The sequence below is a fragment of the Streptococcus mitis genome (genome assembly GCF_001579035.1).
Classification (GTDB): domain Bacteria; phylum Bacillota; class Bacilli; order Lactobacillales; family Streptococcaceae; genus Streptococcus; species Streptococcus mitis_J.
Genome location: NZ_KQ970286.1, coordinates 263,115 through 277,205, shown reverse-complemented (window position 1 = coordinate 277,205; position 14,091 = coordinate 263,115). Strand labels below are relative to the sequence as shown.

Genomic DNA, 14,091 nt, shown 5'->3' with positions numbered 1-14,091 from the left:
TCTACTATCCTTTGCAATATCTCGTGATATTCGTAAATCTCCAGCTCAATCCTATAATTCTTATTTCCGGACTTGCCACCGTGCATGAACTCAGTCGATACTATCACGTTGTAATTATCATCTGTCCAAATCTTTGCGTCCGTCAATCCGTCAAACAAAGCCTTACTTGTTGGCGACCAGTTCGGTGGATCATACTTCCGATTTGTCGGAGGATATATCCAAACCTTAACCTTGCAAGGCTTGTCCTCGCTATAAGGCAACCCAAAGTAATCTCTCAGTACATTGTTACCCTCGTATGCAGCTAATTGCCGTAAAAACTTAGTGATTTTAGCCTTTTGATGAAAGTGCGGTCTATCATTTGAGTTAATCATCTGCTTTCTGTTTAACTCAAATTTAAGAATCAATCTTTCCTGCATTCAACCTCCCTAGCCATCTAGCTTTTTCCACGCTTGCTATTGCAAGAATGTCATTAGCTAAATCAAAAGCTGTGTACCAATCCAGAACTCCTAACAAGTCCTTGTGCTCCTTTAATTCATCAACTAAGCTTTTCAGTCGTTCCAATGGGTTGCTTTCATACCCCAACAGATACCCAACGCTTACCCCGAAGTAGTCAGCAAGTTGCTGGGCTTTTTCTGGTTTGATTTGGCTTTCTCCGTTTTCCATTCGTTGGAATGACCTTAAAGAAAATCCCAAAGTTTCAGCTATTTCTTTTTGAGATAGCTTTTTTTCTTTACGTAGCTTTTTCAATCTATTCATCCAAGCACCTCATTCAGTTTCATAATCTCCTCTCTGCCATACTTTCTACCAAAATCCCACGCCTGCCAAATTGTGAGCACAGCAAGCGTGAGTGAAATTCTTTGCGCCATTCATCCAAAGTCACATAAGTGTCACTGACGCATTTTCTAGTTCGCAGTTTTACAAGAATGCACGGCTTGTTGGTTTTTGAGTTGTTTCCAAAATGGAAACAGTTGGTTTTGATTATCTTGATTCTTCAACAGCAAACATATCCTCGAATTCATCTGTCTGATCCTTAAATTTCATCGGACTGTCTGCTTTGAAATAAAATCCGTTTTCATCCAATTCATCTTTAACTCCTGTCGCCCAAGACAAGAAAATTGAACCTTGGCAGTCAGGACAATTCATGAATGTAAAGTAAGGCGGGACTTTCCACCGCTTCGCACATCCGCAAAATGGACATTGTAAATCAACATCTACCTTCTCGTTTGGTTTCTGCGAAACCGCTGGACTTCTGCTAAATTTTGCTGACAACCTGTCTATAGCTTCCTTGATATTGACATGATCGACTTCAGCATCATTTTTTAAAACGGTCTTTGTATTCTCGGGCTCTTTCTGACTTAAATCCTCAAGAATTTCATCAGACCCTGTAACCATTTGATAGGCTTTGAATAAGGTTTGATAGTCAAGTTTCTGCGCTCGCTCAAAGCTCAATTTTATGTCATCTTGTTCAATATAAATTTTCATTCTTTCCTCGCTTTTCTTGGATAATATCCCGGACTTCTACAATTTCATTTCAAGTTCTACCTGCGTCAACGGCTCAATTCGTTGATAACCTTGGACAGTGTAATTTTTCTTGTATTCAAATCCCAAATCCGCAAGGCTATTCTTGAAATAGTCTTTTTCTTTCGTGTCAGCGAAATACACTTCCAAGGTCATCTTTTGGGTATATCGTTTTAAGCCGTTTTCGACCCCTCTGACGGCTTCTTGTTGGTTTTGGGATAATTGCCCACCGCCTAAGATTTCGCCCGTTTCTGGATCAAATTCTTGCGTCTCCTCGTCGATATGACAGCCAAGGATTGTTCTAAACTCTGGATGTTCATTTTCTTGTTGAACTAAAACTTCCTCACGTTCTCGTTCAGCTCGCTCTTGAGCCAATCTAACTTCTTCTTTTTGCTTTTCAAAAGCGTAGTCTGCCTTGATTTGTTCCAACACTTCAACCAAAGTCATGTCTTTCAACATCCGAATATATGGCTGGTCTGTCATTCCGTACTCAGCGCATTGCCCTGAGATTGCTGAGATGGTTTTCTTGTATTCTTCTTGTTTCTGAAACTCAAATGTGACCATGTCATCAAGTGACTTCATAGTGGCTTTTTTAAGCGTCACGCCGTCAGCCATGAAATCGCCAGCCTTGACATACTCAAGGTCCTTCTCGTCAAATAGACGAGGGTCAAGCATGTATTCTGACGCCTTATTTGTAATGTAACCCTTAACAGTATCCAGTCTGAGTGCTTTCTGGTGGTCTTCAAACTCTTTGACATCTTTCGCAATCTTTTTGATAACACCATCAAGCGGTTCAACCTGCTCTGTGATGTATTCGTTAAAATCATCAGCGGTTTTTGACAAAACCTTTTTGATTTTGATACGTTCATCAGATATCTGCTTGAACAGTTTTCTGAGATCAGCTAATACCTGCTTATCGTCCTTGATTGTCGAAGCAGTAACTGTGTAATTCTGGTACTTCGTTACCACTTCTTTAATATTTTGTTCAAACAACTCACGGTCTAAAATTTCAACCTGAGCTTGTGTTACACTTACTTGTAATTCTTGCATGTTAGTACTCCATTTCTTCTAAGAGTTCGCCTTGGACTGTCTTCTCAACTTGAGTAGGTTCAGGAACTGGGTGATTCGCCTCTTGTTCTTTATTGAATTGCTCAATCTGAGCCATCTTGCGTGTTACGACATCCTCTCGACTTTCTTGAGGTGTGACATCTTTGATACGGTCAAATGTTTCTCCGCCGTCATCCTCTGTGTACATATTGCCTAAATCCTCAGGGAAAGCCTCTCTAAGAGCATTTACCAGAGCCGTCTTTCTAATCATAGTAGCTGGCATAGAGTTCCAAGTGCTTTGTTTCTTGTCATATTCCTCACGGCTAACAAAGATCTCCACAGGTACCTTGAAATTTTTGCGGTACACTCTTGCCCATCCGCCTATCAATGTGTCTCCTGGGAGCATGATTGCCCCTTTGCGTTCGTGCATAACACCCTCGCTATCTACCGCCACTACTCCAGCCTCAAAGCCTTCATAGTCTTTACATTGAGCGGCACGTTTCAAGAAAGCCTCTTTGGAGACAATTAAACTGAACTCTGTGCCTCCATTACGATTTTTGTAAGCCACAATGTAGACCTCGTTAGCAAATGGGTTAAGATTGCGACCTTTACATAAGGCTAGAGCCTGACCTATTTGTTTTTCAGTCAACAGGTTTTGTGGGTCAAAATACTTTTTGATGTCTGCCCCAGTCAATGAACTTGGGTCAATAGTAATATCACGTTTTGTCTGCGTTGCTAATTGATTATTTGTCATTTTCTTCTTCCTTTCGTCTTCTTCAAATTCCAATTTTCACGCTTTAAGCGTCGATTTTCGTTTTGCAATTTCAAAATAATATCCTGTTGGTCGTTGATGATTTCTCCGATCTCAATTCCAAGATGCATATACTCAGCTCGCCAGTTATCGATTTCTGCGTGTAGTTCCTGGATCATATTTCATCACCCACATATCGATACTGTCCACATCCAACATAGATGTACTGGCTTGGGTCAAGTTCTTCACGTTCTTCAGGCGGTTGCATTATATCTCTGTCATAATCAAACATGCGTATACACCTTTCCAAGTTCCAGCACTCGTTTCACATATCTAGCCTTGGATGTTAGCTCAAGGTCCAGCAATTCGTTTTTTTCTTTATGATTGGCCAAAAGCCACACACGGTTTTCAAGTTCAATTCTAGTCATCAGCGTCTCCTTTGCTCTATCCCAAATACTTTGCATAGCGTGCTTTTCGTGGTTCTGGCAAGGCTAGTGGCTCAGGGCGCAATCCTACAGGCGGTTCATTGTCGTAGGTAAAACCCTTGAACTCTCTGCGGATATTCTTGCGGATTTCTTGACGCTGTGCCTCTCTACCACGTTCGTATGCATGGTTGTAGCCTTGGATAATCATAGACGCAAATTCTTGCTCTTCTCGTCTCTCTTCTTCCTTACGCTCCTCTTGTAGTTTGATATGACGATAAGCCCCTGCAAATCCAATCAGCAAGGCTCCAACACCCATTAACTGGTCTAAAATCGGTGGTTCAAACATCTTATTTCTCCTTACGCTCTTAATTTTCGTACTTCTTTCTCTAATTCCAAAATCTCATAAACATCATTGATATCGTACATAATATCTTTCCCTTGCTTACGAAATCTTAATCCTTTGCGTTCTAACTGCTTAACATAGCCATGAGTAAAGCCGAACTTCTTCATCAAAGCTTGTTGATTGATTGGCATGCGATCATTCTCTAACTGCTCCTTGACCTGCTTTTCAGCAAAGGCCAACAATTGATTCGTGAACAATTCAGCACTTTCGCCATCTAATCGTAATTGTAACGTTATACCTTCCATTTTCTACATCCTCTCAACTATGCGGGCAAGCATTTTTGTGATATAATGGTTTTGATTATTTTAGTATGCGCCTGACTTCGTTAGGTGCTTTTTGCGTTGTTGTCAAACTGTTTTACTTTCCATCGCCCTGAGTTCTATCTCATGGATGACTTGTTTCAATAGCTTCTCACACGCTATTTTAGCTTCTCTGTACGTTGTGTTCTCGCTGATGAAGTAATCAGCAAGTTCGATGATTTTATCTTCCATTCAACCTCCTATATCAGCCTCAAGACTGATGTAATATCCTCCTAAATTGCTATAATAATCTTGACTAGGACCTCTCACCGTTTTAGTCAAAAATTCAACAGAAAGGAGATTTAATCATGGGTAAAAATCAGCATGTTGTCCCTGCCAAAAATGGTGGTTGGAACGTGAAAGGTGCTGGCAATTCAAGAGCAACTGTTCATACTACTACAAAGAGTGAAGCTACAAATATTGCTAGACAGATTTCACGAAATCAAGGTTCCGAACTTATCATTCATGGCAAAGATGGGAAAATTCAAAGCCGTGACAGCCACGGTAAAGATCCATTCCCACCTAAAGGCTAGCCATAATTTGGTCTTAGTCTTACAACATATCCTGCAGCAGAAGTTACATCATCTAGTGTGACTTCTGCTATTTTTTTCGCTCCATCCTCTGTTTCAACAATTAGCCGTGTATAAAAGCGACTATCTAAAATGTTCATCAGATTTGGTTTGAAATTATACGGATATCGTCTTGGTCTCATTTCTTTCTCCTTTGTATTTATTTTTCTACCCTCTCTTTTATTTATTAAGAGAAGTAGGACTTGTTGTCTTTTAATATTTATTGTTATTTAATACTTGTTGTTATTTAATATTTATTAGTGCCTTATTTTACTGATTTGTAAAATACAGATTTGTAAAATAAGGAAATGTAACTGCTAACCTGTGGATAACTTTTCTAAAGCCTCCTCTAACCTCTGTTGCATCATCTCAAATTGAAAATCAGTTATTTTTGTATCTGAGAAGAATCTGAAAGTCTGAACTCCTCGCCCTCTGCCGAGACTTTTTTTAAAAGTTCTGAGATAACCTGCCTTCTCTATCTTTTTGAAATGCCTATCTACCATATCCCGACTCACTCCTAAACGCTTTGCGATTTCTTCTGGATAGACCAGCCAATTTTCTTTATTGCTGAGGACGACCATCAAGATACCGATAGAAGCAGGCTCTAGGTTCGAATCTTTGAGAAAATCATTGCTGACAGAAGTGTAATCATTAACTGGATTTTTGAAAGATGAGCTGAGCTTCCAAGTTCTTAAAATCTAACATGATTTCTCCTTCCTAATCCTCAAATACCAAGCGTTTTCTGGTGACTGTTTCCGTCTCTATGCGGACGTTTTTCAGTCCGTTTTTAAAGATATAATCCGCCGCTTGACTGATTGGTATTCCGCTTCCTTGAGCTAGCTCATATAAATCCTCAAATAGTTCATCTGAGATTGCGACCGTGCGAACTCCACGGCTACTCTTTTTTGCTGGTCTCCCTTTACCTGGTTGCATCTTTACTATCTCCTTCTCTAAATTGCTTAGCATTTACCCATTTATGGTCTTGATTTCCATCTTGGTATTATGTGATGGTTCCCATGACTTCCAGTAATCAAAAGCCCTCTCTTCGTCTTTTTTCTTCAGCAGGTCATACCGTGGAATCCTAAAGAATTCTTTAAAGTCTTTAGCAGCCTGACGAAAGACCTTGCTGGCAAGAGAGCGATCTTTATAAGCTTGACTATCCTTACCGCCAAGAGCCATGATAACTTTCACTCTTCGTAAATTTTCAAGTTCCAGACAAATGGACGGATTAACAGGCTGCTCATTTTTTAAATAATCAACATCCCCTGCTAACACTTCCTGATTTTGCTTTAATTCTTTTTGAGTTTGTAGAACCTGAATCAAGATATCTTCTTGAGTCAGTTCGTTTAGTTGACTTTTAACTACTTCGTGCTTCATAAAATTTCTCCTTCCAAGATTTGATTGCCTTTATTTCTAATTTTTTGTAAATCCGTAAAGAATCGGATACCTCGATTGACGAAACTATCGAACTCCTGACCAGCAACACCGTCCGTATGTAAGACTTTTTCTTCATCTGCATAGATAAGACCGCCCATATTGGCAAGAAAATCATTCCCTTTCTGGATAAGGCTAAGGATATTCTTGTAGGAAGCGATTTTTTTCTGGTAGTCGTCCAACTGCCCTTTGGATTGCTGAATGGCTTTTGTCAATTCATCGTACTTGTTCGATTTTTCATCCACTTCTGCACGTTGAGCGTACAGGTCTTTTAATTGCGCTTCAAGAAAAGCATTCCTTTCCTCTGCAGACTTGGCACGCGCTTCTAGTTTTTGACGATTCTGGAGAGCTTCTTGGTAGTCTGCTGGCATAACAGGAACTTCTTTCACGATTTCCTTAGTTGGTTCTTGCCCCTTTTGCAGTTCCATTATTTTTCTTTTAGCTGCAGAAAATTTTAATTTCAAATCTTGCAATTCCCTTACCGTCGGATTATCCCCTTGCTCAATCCTGTTAATTTGAGCTTGTTTCTCCTCTTCTGGTAGGGTTGCAATGAGATAAAGGGCTTTTGTCCCCAAATTTGTGTACGTGCCCAAATTTGGAATCTCTTCAGCTATTTTTATAAATCTACTTGCTTCTGTTCTAGCAATTCCTATACTCTCTACCCAACTTCCAAATTGACCGTGGGTAAGATTACGTTCTTTGACATGTTTTAGTCGTCTGCCGATTTCCCAAATTGACTGACCTGCAATTTGTTTGTGATGATTGATTTCTAGTTCAATCTGATTGAGGTTGTTTGATAAAGATATTTCATTCATTCCCTCTCCTATCTAAATTCATCCAAGCTGACTTCCAGTGCATCAGCGATTTTGCACATGTTCTTAAAAGAAATACGCTCGGTTTTGATATTTCTGATTGTATTTGGACTAATACCAGCTTTTTCAGCTAATGCCTTCTGTGTCATCCCTTTTTCAATCAACAAATGCTTAAACTTATTCCACACACATTGCTCCTTTCCCAATATATTGTGTTTTGAACATATAAAAACACTACATATTGTTATTTAATTTATATTGTGTTATAATCATTCTCGACTAGGACCTCTCACCGTTTTAGTCAAAAATTCAACAGAAAGGAGGAATCACCAGTGCAAAAAAGTTTATCTGAAATAGCCCACGATATAACCGTTTCTCTACTGCCAACATCATTAACAGAAACTTCTTCCAGTTTATGGCGAAACAGCGACAATGGCCATCTAATGGTAAATGCTAATGACATCATGGTGGACTACGCAGAACTTCACTACACCATCCTTATGGCTCTAAAGAAAGAGTACGGGGAGAATGGGGAAAACTATCCTCAATAACATGCTTTATCATAATCCCCTTACCTAGTCCAAGACTTCGTTTCACAGTTCTATACTGAACCTGCTTTTTACTATACGGATATTTTCTTGGTCTCATATTTATAATCCATTCCTTTCGTTTCATTTTCAAACACAAATCATTCCATCCTGTCTTTAATAAAGCAAAATAGATTTATGACAGCACAAACTACATTTACGATTGTTACTATGATTAGTCCTAGTTCGTTCATTTCGTTCTCCTTTCTTAACGAGGTAATTCTGATGAAATTAAATCCTGATTGTATAAGAGATATACTGCTAGATATTGAAAGTAAAACTACTTTCAAAACATATGCTAAGTACACTGAACCCGATGACTTCAGCAATTTACAACCAAAGTATGAAGTTGACGAAATAATGTATCATATAAGACAATGTGAACATTCTGAATTGTTCATTGATAAAGTTTCGTACTTCATTGGCGGAGGTTGTATGGTAAGAGATCTATCTCCTAAAGGCCATCAGTTCATCAATAATATTCGTCAAGATACCAATTGGAATCGGACAAAAGATATAGCAAAGAATGTTGGTTCTTTTTCACTGGATGTCCTTAAAGATATTTCATCACAAGTTATTACCAACCTCATTTCAAATCAGCTTGGCAATAAATTTTAAGTAGACAGTAGCATGGTTGCTTTCAGCCGTGCTTTTTGTTTTGATTGCTTGCACACCTTTTAATTTTTGGTTATTCAAATAGATACCATCTTTTCTTATTTTTAGTTCGTTCATCTTCCCCTCCTACAACATATCTTCCACCCTACACCCTAGCGCCTTGGCGATGACCACCGCCTGCGACAGCGTCACTGCCTTCAGGTCGTTCTCGATCCGTGACAAGGTCGTGTAGTCTATCAAGGTTCGCTTGGCAAGCTCACGCAAGCCCAGCTTTTGAGCCGTTCTCAGCTCCCTCATTTTCGCTCCATACATCGACTTTTTCCTTTCTACTAATAGGTCTTTTCAAAACTGTTGGTACTTGTCAACAGTTTTGATAGAATTATTCTATCGATTTTTGAAAAAGTTTGACCTTTTTGACTTTTGTTTATTTTATCTCTTTTTGAGATATTTTTAACTGAAGAATAAGTCAGTTTCACTCATTCCGAATTTATTAGCAATAATTGCCATTTCATAATCCTGAAAAGGAAACTGACCTTTTTCTTTAAGTTCATACTGACGACGATTTTTTAACCCAATCAAGTCCGCCATGTATAACGTAGTAAGCTCTCTTTTTCTACGTTCTTCCCTTAATCGAATTTTAGGAAGAAGAAATTGAGAACGTATTTTCTCTTTATTTGTCAACAATAATTCTCCTCTCTTATATAAGTCAAGTAATAATGATAACTAGAATAGTTAAGGCAATCAAAGACCAAGTGATAAATTTAGCGGTTTTGTTTTGCATTTTTTCTACCTTGTGCTATAATGAAATTACACAATAGTGGTTGGGGCTTTCGCCCCTTCCACTCTCTTCCTAGAAGAGTTTTGATATAAGATTTACCAGTGCAGAGATTAGATTGATGAGGGCTATTATCAAACCGATCTTGACTTCATTGGTAAGTCTTTTCTTTTTGTGCTTTTTCATTTAGTCCATCCTTTCTGTTGTTTTCCTTGTCTTAAGATTGCCTTTCTCAACCTTACAAGACTATTATATCTCATTTTGAGATATAAGTCAATGATTTTTTATCACTTTTTGAGATTTTTTTATTTATTTTTTTATCTCATTGTGATATATTATAGGTAGAGAAAGGAAATGTTTATGAATATACTAGGTAATTCTATTAAAGAAATCAGAAAATCTAAGAAAATGACACAAAACGAATTGTCACAGTTGACTGGTTTTAAACAAAATACTATATCCAATCATGAAAACGGCAAACGACAATTAGACGAAACAGATATTAGAATTTATGCTGCTGCTCTCGAAGTTGAGCCACAACAACTATTTAGTCTTTCTAAAGTTACCACCCCTACAACGTCCCCAGATTCGCTCACACAGCAGATAACGGACAAGGTGGTACAATTAACCCCAGATAATAAAAAAATCGTGCTACGGACTTCTGAGGAGCTTCTGGAGAGGCAAAAAGCAAACGGCGAGATGTACACAGAGCAAAATGAAGAAGAAACGAAGGTAAACGAAGTGTCGGAAGTTATCAGCTTGTACCAAGTTGAGGTTGTATCTGAGACGGCAGCAGCTTCTGGATTTAACTATGGATTTGGGTACGACGATACAGACAGAGAGACTATAGAGGTTGACCAGCAACCGCCACGTCACGACATTGCGACCAAGGTCAGCGGAGACTCCATGCAGCCTAACTACCAAGACGGAGATATTCTCTATTTGGTAGACAAGGGACTGACCACCTACAACGGAGACCTAGCAGTTATCGCATACGGAGACCGTTCTTACTTCAAGAAGATCTATACCGAAAACGGACGCTTACGCCTCGTATCACTCAATGACAAGTACGAAGACATCATCCTAGACTTCCCACCAGCCGAAGACACACACATCAAGATTTATGCAGTTGTTGGAGTGTATAGAGGGGAGTAAAAAAATTATTTTTTAAAAATATTAAAAAACAGTTGACTTTTTAAAAAAAATCATTTAGAATGAATTCATTAGAGAAAAAGCGTCGGGATCTCTACGGGGACCGATACGGGAAAACTCCTTCATTCTAAATTAGAATGGGGGAGTTTTTTTTGAAGCCATTTAAAACAATCGAGGAACAAATCGCAACACTAAAAATCAGAGGGTTATCCATTACAGATGAGTCTAAAGCAGCTAAGTACCTGCTAAGTAACAATTACTACAATATTATCAATGGATACAGTAAGTTTTTTCAACACCCTGGTACTGACACTTATATTGACGGCGTCACATTTGACGAAGTTTCAAGTCTCTATACATTTGATAAAGATGTAAAACGAGCCATTTTGCAAGCTATTCTTGAAGCTGAACACCATATCAAGTCAATCACTGCTCACAGATTCGCCGAAGCCTACCCCAGTCAAAAATACGCTTATTTAAACACCAATTCTTATGCAGATAATAAGATATTAGACGTGGGATTTATTGTATCAAAACTATCCAAAATCATAAACACAAACAAGCGATACAGAGGAAATTCCATTCACCACTACGCACATACTCATTCAGATGTCCCAATCTGGGTACTAACTGATTATCTAGAGTTTGGAGATTTACGCACGATTATTGAAAACCTGCCGAACTCACTCCAAAATGAAATCGCACGGGATTTAGTAAGTTTTATAAGCACAAACATACCTGACTTTAACGATGTTTTCCCACCAGAAACCTTGATATCTTTTCTAAAAAATATTAACGAGGTACGAAACAAATGCGCTCACAATAATCGCTTATTAAACTTCAGATGCCGTTCTAATAGTACGTTTTGGGAAACGATTCATAACGAAGAGATCTTGATGGGAGATGACAGTAGAAAAACTGTATATTCAACAATTATTAGCCTTCAATGCTTTATTAGTAAAGCAGAATTCAACATTTTATGGAATACTCTTAGAAAGAAAGTTATCAAACTAGAGAAAAAACTGCCTTCTATAGACATCAATGTAATCAACCAGTCTTTAGGTTTTCCTAATGATTGGCACCGTAATGAACCAAGAGTATAAATTAAAACCAACTGTTTCCATTTTGGAAATAGTTGGCATGTAGTAGAAAGGAGAAAAGAATGGAAAAACCTAAATCCAATTTTGAAGATTTGTACGAAAAAATTTTAGATAAAAATATTACTATTGACAACTATTCTAAAGACCAACTTATTGATTACCTTAAAACTAGAAGTTACTACTATAAAATCACTAGTTACAGAAAAAATTTCCCTAAAAATCCCAAAGGAAAGTACGATAACTTAGATTTCTTAGATTTAACGATTTGCGCTTCTTTAGATGTTCGGTTACGTGAACTATTATTACTAATGTGTTTAGATGTAGAACATTCGTTAAAAACAAGGTTTATGACACTTCTTACAGAGGACGACAAAGAAGACGGTTACTCTATAATTGAAGAATTTAAAAATAAGTACCCTGAAAAATTTTTAAATATAATTGAACAATTTCGCTTAAATAAATATAAAAAAGATATGTTTCAAAAAAGAACAGATTTATCTATTTGGGTATTTTTAGAAATTGTAAGTTATGGTGATTTTACTACGCTTGCTGATTTATATATAAAAAAATCAGAGCTGAAAACAGACCCTCTGTATACTACTCAACACAAATTGATTAAAAATATTAGAAATTCTTGCGCTCATAATAATGTTTTTTTAATAAATCTTTTTGACGGTGCTGATCACATAAAACAACCAGACCCTAAAACAAAATCTTATGCAAATACAATGAAGATAAATCTTGCATTAGTTCATTATCCAAAAATCATTGACATCATCAATTTATTTTATCTTCATAAAAAATTATGTTCCGATGAACTAAACCAGAGACGACTGATTGAAGCTGATTTAATTGTTGAGAAATATTCACAGAACGCTCCTACATTTAATAAGTCCGAATTTAGAATAAAAAAATTTTTTGAATCTATTTTTATAAAATGCATTGACTTTTTGAAGTAATAATGATATTATCGTTATACAGAAACAAGGTTCGCCCTTGGCTCACACAATTGGGTTTATAGAAAAAGTCAGCAATTCTCTATTGTTGACTTTTTCTTTTTTAATCAAGAATAAGTTGACGTTTGACAAAAATTAAAAAAAGAAATACACTAAGAATGTAAAAAAGCCTTGTTCGTCAAGGATAAAATCGTCTGGTGTACTTCTAAGAGGTACGCTTTATTTTATTATCTGACGAGATAGCATCTCTTTCCAGTTTGGAAACAACTCAAAAAATCCCCGCACTCGCCATCGCCAAACTTTGAGTGTGAGGATTTAACTTTCCATCAAGCAAGCAATGGAAAAGATGATAAAAAAAATACAACTATAGTTTATCATAAGTTCTACACCTTTTCAACTATGCGGGCAAGCAATCGAAAAGAAAGGACTTTTTTATGATAAAAAATACATTACAAAAAAAGGAGAGACTAGATATCTCTTTCAAACATACCTAGGCATAGACCCTGCCACTGGAAAAGAAAAACGCACAACACGCCGTGGTTTTAAAACCATTAAAGAAGCTAAAGCAGCCGAACGTGACCTACTCTTAGATGTTGAAGAAAATGGTTTTTCAAACAATGAAGATTTCCAAAACCCTACTTTTGCTGAAGTCGCTGATTTGTGGCTTGAAAGCTATAAAAACACTGTAAAACCCACAACCTACCAGCTTATTAAGAACAAACTTGATGTTATGATTGACTTATATTTTACAGATATGAAGATTCAGCAGATCAGTGTAGCTTATTGTCAAAAGGTTGCTATCCAGTTAAGTAATCGCTATATCCTCTATGCTAATTACTACTCTGTAATCAGCCGTATTTTCAAGTATGCCGTTTCTCTTGACATCATTAAGTTAAATCCCTTAGACAAGATTATCAAGCCTAAAAATAGACCCTTAAAGGGCAAAGAGAATCACTATACAAAACAGGAACTAACGGAGTTTCTTAAAGTTTACAAAGCAAATTGTAAGCCAGTAGACTACACCTTTTTTCACTTGCTCGCTTTTTCTGGCTTGAGAACTGGAGAAGCTATCGGACTCATGTGGTCAGATGTTGACTTTGAAAATAAATTGTTAAGTATTTCTCGGACAGCTGTCGTAATTGGTGACAAACAAACTGTTCATGACCCTAAAACCAAAAAGAGTAAGAGAGTGATTACCTTAGATGATGAAACTCTGAATGTATTGAAACTCTGGAAACGTCAGCAAATAAAAGAATATTTTCAGGCTAGTGTGCCTTACAAACATGAATCGAATTATATATTTACGAATGACATAGGAGGATGGCTTTTGGCTGCAACTATGAAAGTGAAGCTTAGAAGATTCTTTTGTAAACACAATGAGCTTAAAAAAATTACACCTCATGGCTTTAGACATACACACGCTTCTCTCCTATTTGAAGCTGGTGTTACAGCGAAAATCATTTCAGATAGACTCGGTCACAATAATGTTCAAATCACCCTTGATATGTATACCCACATCAATGATAATCAACGTGTTGAAGTCGTTAATCAGCTCATGGATTTCATCCGCTCCAGCTAAAAGTCATGCCGTATTCAATATCGTATTCACTTTTGGTTAACACGCTAGAAACCCACTGATTTCAAACGA

Annotated in this window: 25 protein-coding genes and 1 pseudogene; 7 read left to right on the top strand and 19 right to left on the bottom strand. The window is 37.4% G+C overall.

The features are described 5' to 3' along the window. From SMIDD26_RS12690 to SMIDD26_RS12185, 10 genes and pseudogenes are all read right to left on the bottom strand, one after another. The coding region (locus SMIDD26_RS12690; protein ID WP_061439004.1) for a RusA family crossover junction endodeoxyribonuclease at window positions 1-416 on the bottom strand (416 nt) is incomplete at its 3' end. Window positions 417-552: 136 nt separating this feature from the next. Next, window positions 553-756 (bottom strand): annotated as a pseudogene (locus SMIDD26_RS12685) (helix-turn-helix domain-containing protein); the annotation flags it as partial. Window positions 757-978: 222 nt separating this feature from the next. After that, window positions 979-1,482, bottom strand: a complete 504-nt coding sequence (locus tag SMIDD26_RS11440) for a hypothetical protein (RefSeq protein WP_134990125.1) — start codon at window positions 1,480-1,482, stop codon at window positions 979-981. Between the two features lie 36 nt (window positions 1,483-1,518). Continuing rightward, on the bottom strand, window positions 1,519-2,568 hold the full coding sequence (locus SMIDD26_RS03700; RefSeq protein ID WP_061439001.1) for a DUF1351 domain-containing protein: 1,050 nt from the start codon (window positions 2,566-2,568) through the stop codon (window positions 1,519-1,521). Window position 2,569: 1 nt separating this feature from the next. Continuing rightward, on the bottom strand, window positions 2,570-3,319 hold the full coding sequence (bet, locus tag SMIDD26_RS03695; protein ID WP_061438998.1) for a phage recombination protein Bet: 750 nt from the start codon (window positions 3,317-3,319) through the stop codon (window positions 2,570-2,572). Beyond that, window positions 3,316-3,495, bottom strand: coding sequence for a hypothetical protein (locus SMIDD26_RS03690; RefSeq protein WP_061438996.1), 180 nt, complete (start codon window positions 3,493-3,495; stop codon window positions 3,316-3,318). Before SMIDD26_RS03690 ends, bet begins: the two co-directional genes overlap by 4 nt. Before the next feature lie 105 nt (window positions 3,496-3,600). Continuing rightward, a complete protein-coding gene (locus tag SMIDD26_RS12190) occupies window positions 3,601-3,744 on the bottom strand; it encodes a hypothetical protein (protein WP_167747463.1) in 144 nt (47 codons plus the stop codon). A gap of 16 nt (window positions 3,745-3,760) precedes the next feature. Continuing rightward, window positions 3,761-4,087, bottom strand: a complete 327-nt coding sequence (locus SMIDD26_RS03685; protein ID WP_061438995.1) for a hypothetical protein — start codon at window positions 4,085-4,087, stop codon at window positions 3,761-3,763. 11 nt (window positions 4,088-4,098) lie between these two features. Then, window positions 4,099-4,389 carry a hypothetical protein gene (locus SMIDD26_RS03680; RefSeq protein ID WP_061438994.1) on the bottom strand — a complete coding sequence of 97 codons (291 nt, stop codon included), beginning with the start codon at window positions 4,387-4,389 and terminating at the stop codon, window positions 4,099-4,101. A gap of 102 nt (window positions 4,390-4,491) precedes the next feature. Beyond that, window positions 4,492-4,635: a hypothetical protein gene (locus tag SMIDD26_RS12185; RefSeq protein WP_167747462.1), complete on the bottom strand. Its 144-nt coding sequence runs from the start codon at window positions 4,633-4,635 to the stop codon at window positions 4,492-4,494. Window positions 4,636-4,751: 116 nt separating this feature from the next. Here SMIDD26_RS12185 and SMIDD26_RS03675 point away from each other — a divergent pair, with 116 nt between their 5' ends. After that, a complete protein-coding gene (locus SMIDD26_RS03675; protein WP_061438993.1) occupies window positions 4,752-4,976 on the top strand; it encodes a DUF2188 domain-containing protein in 225 nt (74 codons plus the stop codon). Here SMIDD26_RS03675 and SMIDD26_RS03670 read toward each other — a convergent pair. The 6 genes from SMIDD26_RS03670 to SMIDD26_RS03645 form a co-directional block, all read right to left on the bottom strand. After that, on the bottom strand, window positions 4,973-5,155 hold the full coding sequence (locus tag SMIDD26_RS03670; protein ID WP_061438992.1) for a hypothetical protein: 183 nt from the start codon (window positions 5,153-5,155) through the stop codon (window positions 4,973-4,975). The genes SMIDD26_RS03675 and SMIDD26_RS03670 overlap by 4 nt on opposite strands. A 174-nt stretch (window positions 5,156-5,329) precedes the next feature. Next, a complete protein-coding gene (locus SMIDD26_RS03665) occupies window positions 5,330-5,515 on the bottom strand; it encodes a hypothetical protein (RefSeq protein WP_246746900.1) in 186 nt (61 codons plus the stop codon). A 214-nt stretch (window positions 5,516-5,729) separates the two neighbouring features. Further along, window positions 5,730-5,945 carry a hypothetical protein gene (locus SMIDD26_RS03660; RefSeq protein ID WP_061438988.1) on the bottom strand — a complete coding sequence of 72 codons (216 nt, stop codon included), beginning with the start codon at window positions 5,943-5,945 and terminating at the stop codon, window positions 5,730-5,732. A gap of 33 nt (window positions 5,946-5,978) precedes the next feature. After that, window positions 5,979-6,389, bottom strand: a complete 411-nt coding sequence (locus SMIDD26_RS03655) for an ORF6C domain-containing protein (RefSeq protein ID WP_061438986.1) — start codon at window positions 6,387-6,389, stop codon at window positions 5,979-5,981. Further along, window positions 6,386-7,261, bottom strand: coding sequence for a DUF3102 domain-containing protein (locus SMIDD26_RS03650; RefSeq protein ID WP_061438985.1), 876 nt, complete (start codon window positions 7,259-7,261; stop codon window positions 6,386-6,388). Before SMIDD26_RS03650 ends, SMIDD26_RS03655 begins: the two co-directional genes overlap by 4 nt. A gap of 8 nt (window positions 7,262-7,269) precedes the next feature. After that, on the bottom strand, window positions 7,270-7,446 hold the full coding sequence (locus tag SMIDD26_RS03645) for a helix-turn-helix domain-containing protein (protein ID WP_134990124.1): 177 nt from the start codon (window positions 7,444-7,446) through the stop codon (window positions 7,270-7,272). Window positions 7,447-7,590: 144 nt separating this feature from the next. Between SMIDD26_RS03645 and SMIDD26_RS12675 the strand changes: the two genes are divergently transcribed. Together SMIDD26_RS12675 and SMIDD26_RS03635 are read left to right on the top strand one after the other, a co-directional pair. Then, the gene (locus SMIDD26_RS12675; protein WP_061438983.1) at window positions 7,591-7,809 is read left to right on the top strand and encodes a hypothetical protein; all 219 of its coding nucleotides are present in this window, start codon (window positions 7,591-7,593) and stop codon (window positions 7,807-7,809) included. A 261-nt stretch (window positions 7,810-8,070) separates the two neighbouring features. Beyond that, window positions 8,071-8,463 (top strand): DUF2513 domain-containing protein, encoded by a 393-nt coding sequence (locus SMIDD26_RS03635; RefSeq protein WP_061438981.1) that lies wholly within the window; start codon window positions 8,071-8,073, stop codon window positions 8,461-8,463. On the opposite strand, the gene SMIDD26_RS12180 is transcribed toward SMIDD26_RS03635, so the two are convergent. The 3 genes from SMIDD26_RS12180 to SMIDD26_RS03625 form a co-directional block, all read right to left on the bottom strand. After that, complete coding sequence (locus SMIDD26_RS12180) at window positions 8,437-8,577, bottom strand: hypothetical protein (protein ID WP_167747461.1); 141 nt, start codon at window positions 8,575-8,577, stop codon at window positions 8,437-8,439. The two genes, SMIDD26_RS03635 and SMIDD26_RS12180, sit on opposite strands and share 27 nt — an antisense overlap. A gap of 9 nt (window positions 8,578-8,586) precedes the next feature. After that, complete coding sequence (locus tag SMIDD26_RS03630; RefSeq protein ID WP_000274132.1) at window positions 8,587-8,772, bottom strand: helix-turn-helix domain-containing protein; 186 nt, start codon at window positions 8,770-8,772, stop codon at window positions 8,587-8,589. Window positions 8,773-8,910: 138 nt separating this feature from the next. Further along, a complete protein-coding gene (locus tag SMIDD26_RS03625) occupies window positions 8,911-9,141 on the bottom strand; it encodes a hypothetical protein (protein WP_023938094.1) in 231 nt (76 codons plus the stop codon). A gap of 454 nt (window positions 9,142-9,595) precedes the next feature. Here SMIDD26_RS03625 and SMIDD26_RS03620 point away from each other — a divergent pair, with 454 nt between their 5' ends. From SMIDD26_RS03620 to SMIDD26_RS03605, 4 genes are all read left to right on the top strand, one after another. Continuing rightward, on the top strand, window positions 9,596-10,390 hold the full coding sequence (locus tag SMIDD26_RS03620) for a LexA family transcriptional regulator (RefSeq protein ID WP_061438979.1): 795 nt from the start codon (window positions 9,596-9,598) through the stop codon (window positions 10,388-10,390). 149 nt (window positions 10,391-10,539) lie between these two features. Next, complete coding sequence (locus SMIDD26_RS03615; protein WP_023937584.1) at window positions 10,540-11,490, top strand: Abi family protein; 951 nt, start codon at window positions 10,540-10,542, stop codon at window positions 11,488-11,490. Window positions 11,491-11,549: 59 nt separating this feature from the next. Next, complete coding sequence (locus SMIDD26_RS03610; RefSeq protein WP_061438977.1) at window positions 11,550-12,446, top strand: Abi family protein; 897 nt, start codon at window positions 11,550-11,552, stop codon at window positions 12,444-12,446. Window positions 12,447-12,816: 370 nt separating this feature from the next. After that, window positions 12,817-14,022 carry a site-specific integrase gene (locus SMIDD26_RS03605; RefSeq protein WP_348538396.1) on the top strand — a complete coding sequence of 402 codons (1,206 nt, stop codon included), beginning with the start codon at window positions 12,817-12,819 and terminating at the stop codon, window positions 14,020-14,022. Window positions 14,023-14,091 lie beyond the last annotated feature (69 nt).

Excerpts from the sequence above, each read along its gene's own strand:
- SMIDD26_RS11440 (WP_134990125.1), bottom strand. The coding sequence starts at position 1,482 with ATGAAAATTTATATTGAACAAGATGACATAAAATTGAGCTTTGAGCGA.
- SMIDD26_RS03700 (WP_061439001.1), bottom strand. The coding sequence starts at position 2,568 with ATGCAAGAATTACAAGTAAGTGTAACACAAGCTCAGGTTGAAATTTTA.
- bet (WP_061438998.1), bottom strand. The coding sequence starts at position 3,319 with ATGACAAATAATCAATTAGCAACGCAGACAAAACGTGATATTACTATT.
- SMIDD26_RS03690 (WP_061438996.1), bottom strand. The coding sequence starts at position 3,495 with ATGATCCAGGAACTACACGCAGAAATCGATAACTGGCGAGCTGAGTAT.
- SMIDD26_RS12190 (WP_167747463.1), bottom strand. The coding sequence starts at position 3,744 with ATGACTAGAATTGAACTTGAAAACCGTGTGTGGCTTTTGGCCAATCAT.
- SMIDD26_RS03685 (WP_061438995.1), bottom strand. The coding sequence starts at position 4,087 with ATGTTTGAACCACCGATTTTAGACCAGTTAATGGGTGTTGGAGCCTTG.
- SMIDD26_RS03680 (WP_061438994.1), bottom strand. The coding sequence starts at position 4,389 with ATGGAAGGTATAACGTTACAATTACGATTAGATGGCGAAAGTGCTGAA.
- SMIDD26_RS12185 (WP_167747462.1), bottom strand. The coding sequence starts at position 4,635 with ATGGAAGATAAAATCATCGAACTTGCTGATTACTTCATCAGCGAGAAC.
- SMIDD26_RS03675 (WP_061438993.1), top strand. The coding sequence starts at position 4,752 with ATGGGTAAAAATCAGCATGTTGTCCCTGCCAAAAATGGTGGTTGGAAC.
- SMIDD26_RS03670 (WP_061438992.1), bottom strand. The coding sequence starts at position 5,155 with ATGAGACCAAGACGATATCCGTATAATTTCAAACCAAATCTGATGAAC.
- SMIDD26_RS03665 (WP_246746900.1), bottom strand. The coding sequence starts at position 5,515 with ATGGTAGATAGGCATTTCAAAAAGATAGAGAAGGCAGGTTATCTCAGA.
- SMIDD26_RS03660 (WP_061438988.1), bottom strand. The coding sequence starts at position 5,945 with ATGCAACCAGGTAAAGGGAGACCAGCAAAAAAGAGTAGCCGTGGAGTT.
- SMIDD26_RS03655 (WP_061438986.1), bottom strand. The coding sequence starts at position 6,389 with ATGAAGCACGAAGTAGTTAAAAGTCAACTAAACGAACTGACTCAAGAA.
- SMIDD26_RS03650 (WP_061438985.1), bottom strand. The coding sequence starts at position 7,261 with ATGAATGAAATATCTTTATCAAACAACCTCAATCAGATTGAACTAGAA.
- SMIDD26_RS03635 (WP_061438981.1), top strand. The coding sequence starts at position 8,071 with ATGAAATTAAATCCTGATTGTATAAGAGATATACTGCTAGATATTGAA.
- SMIDD26_RS12180 (WP_167747461.1), bottom strand. The coding sequence starts at position 8,577 with ATGAACGAACTAAAAATAAGAAAAGATGGTATCTATTTGAATAACCAA.
- SMIDD26_RS03630 (WP_000274132.1), bottom strand. The coding sequence starts at position 8,772 with ATGTATGGAGCGAAAATGAGGGAGCTGAGAACGGCTCAAAAGCTGGGC.
- SMIDD26_RS03620 (WP_061438979.1), top strand. The coding sequence starts at position 9,596 with ATGAATATACTAGGTAATTCTATTAAAGAAATCAGAAAATCTAAGAAA.
- SMIDD26_RS03610 (WP_061438977.1), top strand. The coding sequence starts at position 11,550 with ATGGAAAAACCTAAATCCAATTTTGAAGATTTGTACGAAAAAATTTTA.